The following is a 12,539-nucleotide window of genomic DNA, read 5'->3' as shown; positions in this document are numbered from 1 at the left end:
AGGGCCGATTTTCGCCCTCTCATGGCCCTTCCGCTCAAACAGGCAAAATCTCGTAGTTGAAATAATTGGGTTTTCTGAATCTCTAGGGCTGCAAACTTGCGCCTCAGGCACCCCAAAAAACCTATTTCAACAACCTGCTAGAGCCTTTCCAGTTCAAATGGAATCGTTTGAACCGGACAAAAAGGCTCTAAATCAAAAGCTTAGAGCACGACGGGCGCTTGAACCGGTATCCACTTCAAGCTGTCGTGCTCTAGCCGGCGGCGATCTCCAGGATCTCGACGATGTCCTGCGGCCCCGCGATCGGGCGCGGGTTCGAGCGGACGCCGCGGTCGTGCATGGTGTGTTCGGCGATGGCGGCGAAGTCCTTCGCGGTGATCCCCACGCTCCGCAGGTCCGCCGGCAGGCCCAGGCTCCGCACCAGGTTTCCCACCGCCGTGGCCGCCTCAAGCCCCGCCGCGCCCAGCAGTTTGCTGACCAGCGCCTGTTGCTCCCGCGCCGCCGAAGCGCTCCATTGGAGGACCGCCGGCAGGGTGACGCAGGAGGTGATCCCGTGGGGCACGCCGTAGCTGCCGCCCAGGGTGTGGCCGATGGCGTGGCTGGCCCCCATGCCGCGGCCGGAGCCGGCCCCGCTGATCGCCAGCCACATCCCGAACTGGCACTCGAGCCGCGCGTCGAGGTCGTCCGGCCTGGCCTTGGTGGCAGCCAGCCCCTTGGCCAGGCGGCGCAGGCCGTCCGCCGACAGGGCGTCGGCATAGGGCGCGCGCTCGGGATTGCAGAGCTGCTCCACCGAATGGTCGACCGCCTTCATGCCGGTGGAGAACCAGAGCTGCGGCGGGGTCGACCGCGTCATGGCCGGGTCGAGGATCACCGCGCGGGGCGCCAGTTGTGGGTGGCTGTAGCCTTCCTTCGACTTCGCCGCCGCATCGGTGACGCCGGCGAAGGGCGTGAACTCGGCCGCTGACAGGGTGGTCGGGATCGCCACCATCCGCACGCCGGCCACGACCTTCGTCACGTCCACCCGGTCCGGCCCGCGACCGGCGCGGTAGGCGTCCAGTTGCGCCACCCGGTCCAGGCCGGCCCAGAGGCAGAGCTGCATCACCTTGGTCGCGTCGATCACCGAGCCGCCGCCCAGGGCCAGCAGCAGGTCGGCGTCCAGCCGGCGGGCCTCGGCCGCCCCGCCGATCACGCCCTCGCGCGGCGAGTGGGCGCCGACGCCGCTGAACACCCCGACGCAGAGCTCGCCCAGGGCCGCGGCGGTCGTGGCGGCCAGGTTGTCCGCCAGCGAGGCGGTGGTGGTGATCAGGATGCGCCTCACGCCCCACTCGGCGGCCAGTTCGCGCACGACCTCGGCGGCGGGGCGGCCGTAGGTGACCTGGTCCTGGCGGGGAAACCTGTGGGTTCCAGTGAGCATGTTTTTCTCCTGCCGCCCCGAGCCTAGCGCCCGCCGCGGTGGTAAGCACCCCCGATGGCCCGACCCAAGACGCCCAAGACCCCGACCAAGAAGCCCAGCCGTCCCCCGCAGGGCCTGCCCGACCGGGACACCCTGCTGGCTTACATCCGCGAGCACGGGGAGCCGAACAAGGCCGGCATGGCCAACGCCTTCGGCCTGAAGGGCGCCGACCGCCGGGCCCTGCGCGAGATGCTGAACGCCCTGGAGGCCGAGGGCGCCCTGGGCAAGCGCGGCCGGCGCGGCTTCGCCGAGGCCGGCGCCCTGCCCGAGGTGGGCGTGGTCGAGGTGGCCGAGCGCGACGCCGATGGCGAACTGCTGGTGAAGCTGGTCAAGGGCGAGGATGCGCCCCTGGTGCTGTTGTTGCCGGGCAAGGAGGCCGGGGCCGCCGCGCCCGGCCTGGGTGACCGGCTGCTGGTGCGGTTCAACCGGCTGGAGAGCGGCGAATATCAGGCGAAGCTGATCAAGCGCCTGGGCCAGAGCGCCCACCGCATCCTGGGCGTGGTGCGCAAGGTGCGCCGCGAGGTCCGCGTCGAGCCCGTGGATCGCCGGTCCAAGGACAGCCTGATCCTGCCCCCCGGCGAGGACGTCCGCGACGGCGACCTGGTGTTGGCGCAGATTGAGAGCGACGGCGGGCGCTTTGGCCCCAAGCGCGGCAAGCTGCTGGAGATCGTCGGGCGCGAGGACGAGCCGCGCGCCGCCTCCCTGATCGCCATCCACACCCACGGCATCCCCATGGGCTTCTCGCCCGGCGCGGAGGGCGAGGCGGAGGAGGCCGAGCCGCCGACGCTGGCCGGCCGCGAGGACATGCGCGACATCCCCCTGATCACCATCGACCCGCAGGATGCCCGCGACCACGACGACGCGGTCTTCGCCCAGCCCGACGACGACCCGAAGAACCCCGGCGGCTGGGTCTGCTGGGTCGCCATCGCCGACGTGGCGGCCTACGTCCGACCGGGCACCGAGTTGGACCGCATCGCCCGGGAGAAGGGCAACAGCGTCTACTTCCCCGACCGGGTGGAGCCGATGCTGCCCGAGCGGCTCTCCAACGGCCTGTGCAGCCTGCGCGAGGGCGAGAACCGCGCCTGCATGGCCGTGCGGATGGTGTTCGGCGCCGATGGCCGCAAGCGCTCGCACACCTTCGTCCGCGGCCTGATGCGCTCGGCCGCAAAGCTGTCCTACGAACAGGCCCAGGCCGCCATCGACGGCGCGCCGGACGACAAGACCGGCCCGTTGATGGTGCGGGTGCTGACGCCGCTGTGGGCGGCCTATGCCTGCCTGAAGAAGGGCCGCGACGCCCGTTCGCCCCTGGCCATCGAGAGCCTGGAGCGGAAGATCTCGATCAACAATGAGGGCCACATCGCCGCGATCACGCCCAGGCCCTCGCTGGAGGCGCACAAGCTGATCGAGGAATTCATGATCCAGGCCAACGTCTCGGCCGCCGAGACCCTGGAGCAGAAGAAGATCCCGCTGATCTACCGGATCCACGACGCGCCCAGCCAGGAGAAGATCTTCGCCCTGGTGGACTTCCTGTCGACCCTTAACCTGCCCTGGACCAAGGGCGAGGCGCCGCGCACGGAGCGGTTCAACAAGCTGCTGACCGAGACCCGCGGCGGGCCACATGCCGACATCGTCAACGAGGTGGTCCTGCGCACCCAGATGCAGGCGATCTATTCCACCGAGAACATCGGCCACTACGGCCTGAACCTCGCCAAGTACGCCCACTTCACCTCGCCGATCCGCCGCTACGCCGACCTGATCGTCCACCGGGCGCTGGTGACGGCGCTGGGGCTGGGCGCGGACGGCCTGTCGGACCGCGATATCGCCCAGATGAAGGGCACGGCCGAGGAGATCACCTTCGCCGAGCGCCGCGCCATGGCCGCCGAGCGCGACGCCACCGACCGGTATGTGGCCGCCTTCCTGGCCGACCAGGTGGGGGCGGAGTTCGACGGGCGGATCACCGGCGTCACCCGCTTCGGCCTGTTCGTGCGGCTCGCGGGAACCGGCGCCGACGGCCTGGTCCCGGTGTCGCGGCTGGGCGAGGAATACTTCGTCCACGACGACCGCAGCCACGCCCTGGTGGGCGAGCGCACCGGCGCCCGCTGGCCGCTGGGGATGACCGTGCGGGTGAAGCTGGCGGAGGCGACCCCGATCACCGGCGGCCTGCTGTTCGAGATGCTGAGCGAACCGGCCACGCCGGACCCCACGGCGTCCCGACCCCGGCTGGGCATTCGCGCCCGCGGCGACCGTGGTCCTGGCGCGCCCGGCGGCGGGTACCGCGGGCCGAGCCGCGGTCAGCAGGGCCGGCCGAAGAACATCCGCGCCGGCAAGAAGGGCGGCCCGCGCCGCTAGGGTCCATACCCGTTACCGCTCATCCCGGCGAAGGCCGGGACCCAGATGGGATGGCTCAGATGTGGGCTCCAGGCGCGCTGAGCCAGCCCGATCCGCGTCTCAGCTATCGGGTCTGGGTACCCGCCTTCGCCGGGATGAGCCGATGACGCTAACTATGACTTTGGAAGTTCAAAGGAAATTAGCCTGGACTTTAGACCGGGCCGGCGACGGGTTGGGGTCCGCGCGGTTTCAGCGTCGCCTCGATCACGCCGAACAGCACCGGGATCAGCACCCAGCAGAACTGCCCCAGGATGTACTGGCCCGCGGCCAGCATCAGCAGGCCGAAGCCGAACGACAAGCCCGGGCCGGCGGCGCGCGCGACGCGATAGGTCCGCTCCTGCGGGCTGAATCCGGGGGCCATCAGGCGCCCGCCGCCGCGCGCCATCACCAGCACCAGCGCCATGTTGCCGGCCGACGTCCCCACCAGCACCCAGCAGTACATGGCCCAGATGAACGGGCTGCCCAGCCCCTGGCCGTACCAGGCCGAGACGAACGGGATCAGGCAGATCGGGAACAGGAACGCCAGGTTCGTCCAGGCCGTCGGCCAGTCGAAGCGGATCATCCGGCGCGACGTGTTCATATGCGCGCCCCAGAAGACGCCGATCAGCGCGAAGCTCATGAAGAAGGCGAGGAAGTGCGGCCCCATCTCGGCGATGGCGTGGGCGGGCCCCTCGACGTCGCGCACCGGCGGCGGCCGCAGTTCCAGCACCAGCAGGGTCAGCACGATGGCGAACACCGCGTCGGTGAAGAACAGCAGCCGGTGCAGCAACCGCTCGTCCAGATGCGCTTCGTCGTCGTGCGCCATGCGCCCTCCACAGCCAGGCCGGCATAGTGCCGCAGGCCGCGCCTTCCGCAAGGTCGCCCTTTCCCCGTGGTCGCAGACGGTCATACAGTTGTTTGATGAACGTCCCTGCCCCGCCCCCCAAATCTCCGGAAGTCACCCACAAGCCCGAGGGCCCGCCCCGCATTCCCGGCAAGCCGGCGGTGCGGCCGAAGAACGCCGCCACGGTGATGATCATCCGCCGCGACGCCGCCAAGCCGCGGGTGTTGATGGGTAAGCGCCACGGCGGGCACAGCTTCATGCCCGACCGCTGGGTGTTCCCGGGCGGCCGCATCGACCGCGCCGACTATCGCGCCCCCTTCGCCACCGACCTGCGGCCGGACGTCGGCGCGCTGTTCGACAAGCACCTGCCGGCCGGGCGCGGCCGGGCCCTGGCCCTGGCGGCGGTGCGCGAGACCTGGGAGGAGACCGGCTTGCTGCTGGGCAAGCCCGGCGAGGCCCGCGCCACCGGCCCCTGGAAGGACTTCGCCGCCCAGGGCGTGCTGCCCGACCTGGAGGCGCTGGACGTCATCGCCCGCGCCATCACCCCGCCCGCGGTGGGCAAGCGCTTCGACACCTGGTTCCTGCTGGCCGACGCCGAGCGGCTGACCAGCCTCGACCGCCAGGCCGATTGCGGCGAGCTGGAGGAGATCGCCTGGTTCGACTTCGACGCCGCGATGGACCTGCAGCTTCCGGCCGTCACCCGGATGATGATCAAGGAAGCCGGCGAACGGATGCAGGACCCCAGCCGTCCCAAGCTGTTCCTGCGCTTCAAGGACAAGGCGATGCGGCCGGCGAGCCTTTAAGAGGCGGCCCATTGACTTTGGGCCGCGGATTCGTATTTTCCGCGCCTCCTGAACACCTGCCGGCGGTGCGACCCCGTTTGGCCCCGCCCAAGGACCCTACCCATGGCGAAGCCCGCCTCAATCAAGATCCGCCTGAATTCGTCGGCGGACACCGGCTTCTTCTACGTGGCCAAGAAGAACGCCCGCACCAAGACCGACAAGCTCGTGCTGAAGAAGTACGACCCGGTCGTGCGAAAGCACGTCGAATTCCGCGAAGGTAAGATCAAGTAGGGTTCGCAACATCCTGATTTTGTTTCCAGACGCCCGGCCGAAACGCCGGGCGTCTTGCTTTTCTGGACAGGTTCCTCCCCCGTCGGGAGAGGTGTCGCCGAAGGCGACGGAGTGGTCCTCCACGACGGCGCCGCTGCACCTTGCCGGCGCCTCCGAGGTGACCGGCCGGACCTTCTGAGCGGACCCCCTCAGTCGACATTCGCCGACAGCTCCCCCGAAGGGCAGCAACTGGGCGGCGCTTGACCCGCAGGCCGGGAGGCTTTTTCTGGCGAGCCATGGAAGCGCTTCGCGCGGCTCTCACCGCCGACCAACTCGAGGCCTACGCCCTGGAGGGCGTCGTGCGCCTGCCGGGCGCGGTTCCAGCGGCCGACGTCGAAGCGATGCTGGCCACCCTTTGGAAGCGGCTCGAGTCGTGGCACGGCCACTGGCGCGACAAGCCCGCCACCTGGACCAAGCCCCACCCCGCCCAGCTTGCGGCCCGCAATAATGACTTCGCGGCCATGGGAAGCACGTGCGTCCGGGCCATCGCTGATCAGCTTCTGGGCGCCGGCCAGTGGAAGGATCCCGAGCGATGGGGACTGCCGATGGTCACCCTGCCGGGCCACTACGACCGTTGGGATGTGCCCTGCAAGTGGCACTTAGACATCGCCGCGACCCCTGAGCCGCCCCGGATGGTGCGGCTCTTCCTGATCCTGGCGCCCCTGGAGCCGGGCGGCGGCGGCACCGGCTATATCGCAGGCTCCCACCGGGTGATACGCCAACTCGCTAGGCGCGAAGGCGCGCCCCTGAACACCGGCATGGTCCGCAAGCTGCTGGTCGCCCGCGAGCCCTGGTATGCGGCGCTGGAGTCGCGACGCAAGGACGAGGACCGTGTCACGCGTTTCATGTCCGACGACGGCAGGCTCGACGGCGTACCGGTTCGCGTCTGCGAGATGACCGGCGAGCCGGGCGATATGTTCCTGATGGATCCGCTGATGATGCACGCGACGACGCCGAACGCCGGCGCATCGCCGCGCATGATGCTGATGGACGGGATCTACGCCGCCTAAGCCGCGCGGACGAACACCCGGTTGCGGCCGCGGGATTTGGCCTCGTAGACCGCCTCGTCGGCGCGCTTGACCAGCGCGTTGGGCGTGTCGTCGGGGCCGCAGCTGGCGGCGACGCCGATGGAGATGGTCACCGACAGCATCTCGTCGCCGTCCATCACCCGGAACGGCGCGCCGGCCACGTGCAGGCGGATACGCTCGGCGATGCGGCGCGCGTCCTCCAGATCGGTGTCCGGCATCACCACCACGAACTCCTCGCCGCCGTGGCGGACCGGCAGGTCGATGGCGCGGACGTTCGACGCCAGCCGCACCGCGAACTCGCGCAGCACCTCGTCGCCCACGTCGTGGCCGAAGCTGTCGTTGACCCGCTTGAAGTGGTCGATGTCGATGACCATCAGCGAGACCGGCTCCCCGCCCTGCGCGGCGCGGCCCATCAACGCCTCGAGCTGGCCGGACATGTAGCGGCGGTTGTGCAGCCCGGTGAGCTGGTCAGTGACCGCCAGCTCCAGCGAGTGGTCCAGGTTGGAGCGCAGGTAGTCGGTGTAGCGCTTGCGGCGGATCTGGGTGCGGACGCGCGCGGCCAGCTCACCCGGATCGATGGGGCGGGCCAGCAGGTCGTTGACCCCGATCTCCAGGGCCTTGACCGCCTTCTGCCGCTCGTCGAAGTCGGCGATCGCCAGGATCGGAAGGCTCCGGGTCTGATCGTCGGAGCGCAGCTGGGCGGCGAAGCGCAGGCCGTCGAAGGCCTGGGCCGCGGCGTTGACGATCACCAGGTCGACGGGGCCGCGTGCGCTCAGCAGGGCCTTGGCCGCATCGGTCTCGACGATCGGCCGATGCTCGACCGACAGCTCTGTGGACACCCGCTGGGCCTGGCGCAGGTTGTCGTCGACGATCAGGATCCGGCCGCCCGACCCGCCGAGGCGCGAGGCGGCGCCGGCGATGACCCCCATGCGGCGGCCGGAGGCCTCGCGGTCGCGCAGCTCGTCGATCACCGCCTTCAGCCGCACCAGGCTGCGCACGCGGGCGAACAGCATGACGTCGTCGATGGGCTTGGTGAGGAAGTCGTCGGCCCCGGCCTCCAGGCCGGCCACCCGGTCGGCGCGGCCGTCCAGGGCGGTGACCAGCACCACCGGCACGTGGCGGGTCTCCGGGTCGTCTTTCAGCCGGCGGCAGACGTCGAAGCCGTCCATGCCCGGCATCATCACGTCCAGCAGCACGATATCGGGGCGCTCGGAGGCGGCGATGGCCAGGGCGGTCGGGCCGTCAGTGGCGGTCAGGACTTCATAGTACTCGGCCGAGAGCTTGGCCTGCAGCAGCCGCACGTTGGACTCGATGTCGTCGACGACCAGGATGCGGGCGGACATCGCGGGCTAGGCCAGCAGGCGCTTGATGGTTTCGAGGAAGTGGGTGACCGAGATCGGCTTGGAGATATAGGCCTCGCAGCCCCCCTCGCGGATCCGCTCCTCGTCGCCCTTCATGGCGAAGGCGGTAACCGCGACGACCGGAATATGCGCCAGGTCGTCATCTTCCTTGAGCCATTTGGTGACCTCCAGGCCGGAAATCTCCGGCAACTGGATGTCCATGAGGATCAGGTCCGGCCTGTGCTCGCGGGCAAGCGACAGCGCCGCCAGACCCTCGCGGGTCTCGAGGGTTTCGTACCCCTGGGCTTCGAGCAGGTCATGAAACAGCTTCATGTTCAGCTCGTTATCCTCGACGATGAGGACTTTCTTGGCCATTCAGGACCCAACGGTGTGCGTGCGAACCGGCCGATGTTCGGCCTCCCCCACCCTTACGCACGTAATTCGCACGGATATCCTTAAACTTCGTTAGTCGCCGCCGGAGTCCCCTTGGCAGAGCCCTCGATTTCAGCACCGCCGCGCCTCCAATCGCTGGGATTGTCTCCAGCGCGGCCTTTGGTGCTGATCGATGTGGACGAGGTGCTGGGCCTGTTCATGCAGGGGTTCGGCGATTTCCTGACCACCCACGGGCTGGAAATGCGGATCGACCGCTTCGCCCTGTTCCAGAACATCTATCGGCCGGGCGCGACCGAGCATCTGGAGATCGCCCAGGGCAAGGCGCTATTCGACAGCTTCTTCGCCGGCCATTGCGACCAGATCGAACCCGCCCCCGGCGCCATCGAGGCCCTCAACCGGCTGGGCCGCCACGCCGGGATCCTGATCCTCTCCAACGCCCCGGCCGACGCCGAGCGGCTGCGGACCGCCTGGCTGAAGCGCCACGGGATGGACCACCCGCTGATCCTCAACTCCGGACCCAAGGGCCCGATCGCCGCGGGCCTGATCGCCCAGACGCTGCAGCCGACGGCGTTCGTGGACGACCTGCTCTCCAACCTGGATTCGGTCGCCGACCATTGCCCGGCCACGACCACCTTCCAGCACGTGGCCGACCTGCGCCTGCGCCCCTTCGCGCCGCGCTCGGATCGCCATCCCCGCATCGACGACTGGCCGCAGCTGGGCGAAGCGATCGAAGCCGCGATCCGACGCTGAGCGGCCGGGCCGGATCGGCTATGCTGGGGGCATGATCCGCATCGGCGTGGACTTCGGGGGGACCAAGATCGGGGCGGCGGCGCTGGACGCCGACGGGCGGTTCCAAGCGCGGGTGCGCGTGCCCACGCCGCCGGACTACGAGGGCCGGCTGGAGGCGACGCGGGCGCTGGTGGTCGAGACGGAGCGCCAGGCCGGCGCGCGGGCGCCGCGGATGGGGGTCGGCGGGCCGGGGTCGCCCTCGCCGGTGACCGGGCTGATGCGCAACTCCAACTCCACGATCCTCAACGGCAAGGCCTTTCCGGCCGACCTGGAGCGCGTGCTGGGCCGGCCCGTGCGCTACGCCAACGACGCCAACTGCCTGGCGCTGTCGGAGGCCACGGACGGGGCGGCGGCCGGCGCCGGCGTGGTGTTCGCGGTGATCATCGGCACCGGCTGCGGCGGCGGGATCGCGCTGGATGGACGGCTGGTCGAGGGGCGCAATTTCGTGGCCGGCGAGTGGGGCCATACGCCCCTGCCCTGGCCGCGCCCCGACGAGCTGCCGGCGCCGGCCTGCTGGTGCGGCCGGCGCAACTGCCTGGAGCTGTGGCTCAGCGGCCCCGGCTTCGCCCGCGCCGAGGGCCGCTCGGCGGAGGCCGCCGCGGCGGCCGGCGACGCGGCCGCGCTCGACCGCTACATCGACCGCTTGGCGCGCGGCCTGGCGGTGATCGCCGACATCCTGGACCCCGACGTCTTCGTGCTGGGCGGCGGGATGTCGAACCTGGAGCGGCTCTACGCGCGGCTGCCGGACGCCATCGGCCCGCACGTCTTCTCCGATGTCTTCACCACCCCGGTGCACAAGGCGCTGCACGGCGATTCGTCCGGGGTGCGTGGCGCGGCCTGGCTGTGGCCGCTGGAGCCGCCGGGATGAAGGCCTTCTGCCGCGACTGTTTCTGGACCGGCGAACAGGCCGTGCGGCGCTGTCCCGCCTGCGCGTCGCCCCGGATCGTGGCGCACCAGGAACTGGGCCAGCTCGCCATCGCCCACCTGGACTGCGACGCCTTCTACGCCTCGGTGGAGAAACGTGACCGGCCGGAGCTGCGCGACGTCCCCGTCATCGTCGGCGGTGGCAAGCGCGGCGTGGTCACCACCTGCTGCTACATCGCCCGCATCAAGGGCGTCCGCTCGGCCATGCCGATGTTCAAGGCGCTGAAGGCCTGCCCCGAGGCGACGGTCATCAAGCCCGACTTCGCGAAGTACCGCTTCGAGTCCAAGCGCATCCTGGGGATGGTCGCGGCGCTGACGCCCCTGGTGCAGAACCTGTCGCTGGACGAGGCCTGGATGGACCTGTCGGGCACCGAGCGGCTGCACGGCGCGCCACCGGCCATCACCCTGGCCAGGCTGCAGGCGCGGATCGAGGCGGAGACCGGCCTGACCGTCTCTATCGGCTTGGCCGTCAACAAGTTCCTGGCCAAGGTGGCCTCGGAGCTGGACAAGCCCCGCGGCTTCTCGGTGATCGGCCACGAGGCGCAGGCCTTCCTGGCGGGCAGGCCCGTACGCATCCTGCCCGGCGTGGGCCCGGCCATGGTCGCCAGCCTGGAGAAGGCCGGCTACCGCACCGTCGGCGATCTGGCCCGCACCGACGTCAAGGCCCTGGTCGAGCGCTGGGGCGCCCATGGCCTGCGGCTGTCGGAACTGGCCCACGGCCGCGACTACCGCGCGGTGAACCCCAACGAGGCGCGCAAGGGCATCAGCTGCGAGACCACCTTCAACGACGACCTCACCCGCGTCGCCGATCTGGAGGACAGGCTGGCCCCGCTGTGCGAGCGGGTGGCGCGCCAGGCGCGCGACGGCGCCGTGGCCGGCCGCGTGGTGACGCTGAAGCTGCGCACCACCGACTTCAGGATCGTGACACGGCGACGCACCCTGCCCGTGGCGACCCAGACCGCGAAGACCCTGTTCCAGGTCGGCCGCGAGCTGCTGGCCAGGGAGGCGACCGGCCGGCCCTGGCGGCTGATCGGCATCGGGGTCGCCGACCTCATCGACGCCGAGCTGGTCTCAGGGGATTTCTTCGCCGGCGCCGAGCGCAAGGCCCTCGCCAGCGAGCGTTCGGTCGACGCGATTCGGGCCCGGTTCGGCGCCGGCGCCGTCACATCGGGCCGCAGCCTGCGCGCCCGGACCGCGCAGGACGAAGATTAGGTGTCCGACAGGCGACTTTCGTGTGCGCAGGGCGCCTCAAACGTGACCGTGACGATTCATCCCTTCCAAATGCCGCTATCTTCCATATCTAATCGAGTTGGCGCGCGATCACCGTGGGCCCCAGGAGATCGGGAACATGAGCGAGCGGAAGGATGGTGGGTCTGACACCGGCGTTCGCTCGACGGTGATCACGCAGACCAAGCCGAAGACGCAGAAGCCGTCGATGTATCGGGTTCTGATTCTGAACGACGACTACACGCCGATGGAATTCGTCGTGTACGTACTTGAGCAATTCTTCAACAAATCGCGCGAAGATGCGACTCGGATCATGCTTCACGTCCACCAACACGGGGTGGGCGTCTGCGGGATCTATACGTACGAAGTGGCGGAAACAAAAGTAGCCCAGGTCGTTGATACCGCGCGGCGGCATCAGCACCCCCTGCAGTGCACCATGGAAAAGGACTAGCTCCCTTTGCCTTCATTTTCTCGCCAACTCGAAGAATCCCTGCATCGCGCCGTTGCTTACGCGAACCAGCGTAAGCACGAATACGCGACGCTCGAGCATCTGCTCCTCAGCCTCATCGACGACGAGGACGCCGCCGGGGTGATGCGCGCCTGCGACGTCGAACTCGCCGCGCTCAGGACCACCCTCACCAACTATGTGGACAACGAACTGCGCTCGCTGGTCGTGGACGATGGCGAGGATGCCAAGCCCACCGCCGGGTTCCAGCGGGTGATCCAGCGCGCGGTGATCCACGTGCAGTCCTCCGGCCGCGAGGAGGTGACCGGCGCCAATGTGCTGGTGGCCATCTTCTCGGAACGCGAGAGCCATGCCGCCTATTTCCTGCAAGAGCAGGACATGACCCGCTATGACGCGGTCAATTACATCGCCCACGGCATCGCCAAAAAAGCCGGAGCCTCGGAGGCCAAGCCGGTGAAGGGCGCAGAAGATGAAGACAAACCCCCGGTGAAGACCGGCGGCGAGGCCCTAGAGGCCTATTGCGTGAACCTCAACGAGAAGGCCAAGCAGGGTAAGGTCGATCCGCTGATCGGCCGGATGGCGGAAGTCGAACGCTGCAT

General features: G+C 69.4%; 13 protein-coding genes. 9 read left to right on the top strand and 4 right to left on the bottom strand.

Annotated elements, in window-relative coordinates; translation table 11 throughout:
* Positions 1–250: 250 nt before the first annotated feature.
* The gene (locus Q0R13_RS09275) at positions 251–1,411 is read right to left on the bottom strand and encodes an iron-containing alcohol dehydrogenase (RefSeq protein ID WP_293902826.1); all 1,161 of its coding nucleotides are present in this window, start codon (positions 1,409–1,411) and stop codon (positions 251–253) included.
* A 54-nt stretch (positions 1,412–1,465) separates the two neighbouring features.
* Between Q0R13_RS09275 and rnr the strand changes: the two genes are divergently transcribed.
* The gene (gene rnr / locus Q0R13_RS09270) at positions 1,466–3,799 is read left to right on the top strand and encodes a ribonuclease R (protein WP_293902823.1); all 2,334 of its coding nucleotides are present in this window, start codon (positions 1,466–1,468) and stop codon (positions 3,797–3,799) included.
* Between the two features lie 190 nt (positions 3,800–3,989).
* On the opposite strand, the gene Q0R13_RS09265 is transcribed toward rnr, so the two are convergent.
* Entirely contained in the window at positions 3,990–4,643 is a 654-nt protein-coding gene (locus Q0R13_RS09265; RefSeq protein ID WP_293902820.1) for a TMEM175 family protein, read from the bottom strand.
* 95 nt (positions 4,644–4,738) lie between these two features.
* Between Q0R13_RS09265 and Q0R13_RS09260 the strand changes: the two genes are divergently transcribed.
* From Q0R13_RS09260 to Q0R13_RS09250, 3 genes are all read left to right on the top strand, one after another.
* Positions 4,739–5,464, top strand: a complete 726-nt coding sequence (locus Q0R13_RS09260) for an NUDIX hydrolase (protein WP_293902817.1) — start codon at positions 4,739–4,741, stop codon at positions 5,462–5,464.
* Positions 5,465–5,566: 102 nt separating this feature from the next.
* A complete protein-coding gene (rpmG, locus tag Q0R13_RS09255) occupies positions 5,567–5,734 on the top strand; it encodes a 50S ribosomal protein L33 (RefSeq protein ID WP_293677777.1) in 168 nt (55 codons plus the stop codon).
* A 275-nt stretch (positions 5,735–6,009) separates the two neighbouring features.
* Positions 6,010–6,783, top strand: a complete 774-nt coding sequence (locus Q0R13_RS09250) for a phytanoyl-CoA dioxygenase family protein (RefSeq protein WP_293902813.1) — start codon at positions 6,010–6,012, stop codon at positions 6,781–6,783.
* Here Q0R13_RS09250 and Q0R13_RS09245 read toward each other — a convergent pair.
* Together Q0R13_RS09245 and divK are read right to left on the bottom strand one after the other, a co-directional pair.
* Positions 6,780–8,144: a PleD family two-component system response regulator gene (locus Q0R13_RS09245; protein WP_293902810.1), complete on the bottom strand. Its 1,365-nt coding sequence runs from the start codon at positions 8,142–8,144 to the stop codon at positions 6,780–6,782. The two genes, Q0R13_RS09250 and Q0R13_RS09245, sit on opposite strands and share 4 nt — an antisense overlap.
* Positions 8,145–8,150: 6 nt before the next feature.
* A complete protein-coding gene (divK, locus tag Q0R13_RS09240) occupies positions 8,151–8,516 on the bottom strand; it encodes a cell-cycle response regulator DivK (protein WP_293677774.1) in 366 nt (121 codons plus the stop codon).
* 180 nt (positions 8,517–8,696) lie between these two features.
* On the opposite strand from divK, the gene Q0R13_RS09235 reads away from it, so the two are divergent.
* The 5 genes from Q0R13_RS09235 to Q0R13_RS09215 all read left to right on the top strand — a co-directional run.
* Positions 8,697–9,284 (top strand): hypothetical protein, encoded by a 588-nt coding sequence (locus Q0R13_RS09235; protein WP_293902807.1) that lies wholly within the window; start codon positions 8,697–8,699, stop codon positions 9,282–9,284.
* Positions 9,285–9,315: 31 nt separating this feature from the next.
* Positions 9,316–10,191: an ROK family protein gene (locus Q0R13_RS09230; RefSeq protein WP_293902804.1), complete on the top strand. Its 876-nt coding sequence runs from the start codon at positions 9,316–9,318 to the stop codon at positions 10,189–10,191.
* Positions 10,188–11,459, top strand: a complete 1,272-nt coding sequence (locus tag Q0R13_RS09225; protein ID WP_293902801.1) for a DNA polymerase IV — start codon at positions 10,188–10,190, stop codon at positions 11,457–11,459. The genes Q0R13_RS09230 and Q0R13_RS09225 overlap by 4 nt, the downstream gene beginning before the upstream one ends.
* A 136-nt stretch (positions 11,460–11,595) precedes the next feature.
* A complete protein-coding gene (gene clpS / locus Q0R13_RS09220) occupies positions 11,596–11,925 on the top strand; it encodes an ATP-dependent Clp protease adapter ClpS (RefSeq protein ID WP_293902798.1) in 330 nt (109 codons plus the stop codon).
* Positions 11,926–11,931: 6 nt separating this feature from the next.
* The coding region (locus Q0R13_RS09215) for a Clp protease N-terminal domain-containing protein (protein WP_293902795.1) at positions 11,932–12,539 on the top strand (608 nt) is incomplete at its 3' end.

It is taken from the genome of Phenylobacterium sp., assembly GCF_025351295.1.
Classification (GTDB): domain Bacteria; phylum Pseudomonadota; class Alphaproteobacteria; order Caulobacterales; family Caulobacteraceae; genus Phenylobacterium.
This window is presented reverse-complemented; position numbering and strand designations above follow the sequence as displayed.

What these genes read in the sequence shown, in the direction of transcription:
- Q0R13_RS09275 (WP_293902826.1), bottom strand. Translation starts at nt 1,411, where the DNA reads ATGCTCACTGGAACCCACAGGTTTCCCCGCCAGGACCAGGTCACCTAC.
- Q0R13_RS09265 (WP_293902820.1), bottom strand. Translation starts at nt 4,643, where the DNA reads ATGGCGCACGACGACGAAGCGCATCTGGACGAGCGGTTGCTGCACCGG.
- Q0R13_RS09250 (WP_293902813.1), top strand. Translation starts at nt 6,010, where the DNA reads ATGGAAGCGCTTCGCGCGGCTCTCACCGCCGACCAACTCGAGGCCTAC.
- rpmG (WP_293677777.1), top strand. Translation starts at nt 5,567, where the DNA reads ATGGCGAAGCCCGCCTCAATCAAGATCCGCCTGAATTCGTCGGCGGAC.
- Q0R13_RS09245 (WP_293902810.1), bottom strand. Translation starts at nt 8,144, where the DNA reads ATGTCCGCCCGCATCCTGGTCGTCGACGACATCGAGTCCAACGTGCGG.
- rnr (WP_293902823.1), top strand. Translation starts at nt 1,466, where the DNA reads ATGGCCCGACCCAAGACGCCCAAGACCCCGACCAAGAAGCCCAGCCGT.
- Q0R13_RS09230 (WP_293902804.1), top strand. Translation starts at nt 9,316, where the DNA reads ATGATCCGCATCGGCGTGGACTTCGGGGGGACCAAGATCGGGGCGGCG.
- divK (WP_293677774.1), bottom strand. Translation starts at nt 8,516, where the DNA reads ATGGCCAAGAAAGTCCTCATCGTCGAGGATAACGAGCTGAACATGAAG.
- clpS (WP_293902798.1), top strand. Translation starts at nt 11,596, where the DNA reads ATGAGCGAGCGGAAGGATGGTGGGTCTGACACCGGCGTTCGCTCGACG.
- Q0R13_RS09225 (WP_293902801.1), top strand. Translation starts at nt 10,188, where the DNA reads ATGAAGGCCTTCTGCCGCGACTGTTTCTGGACCGGCGAACAGGCCGTG.
- Q0R13_RS09260 (WP_293902817.1), top strand. Translation starts at nt 4,739, where the DNA reads ATGAACGTCCCTGCCCCGCCCCCCAAATCTCCGGAAGTCACCCACAAG.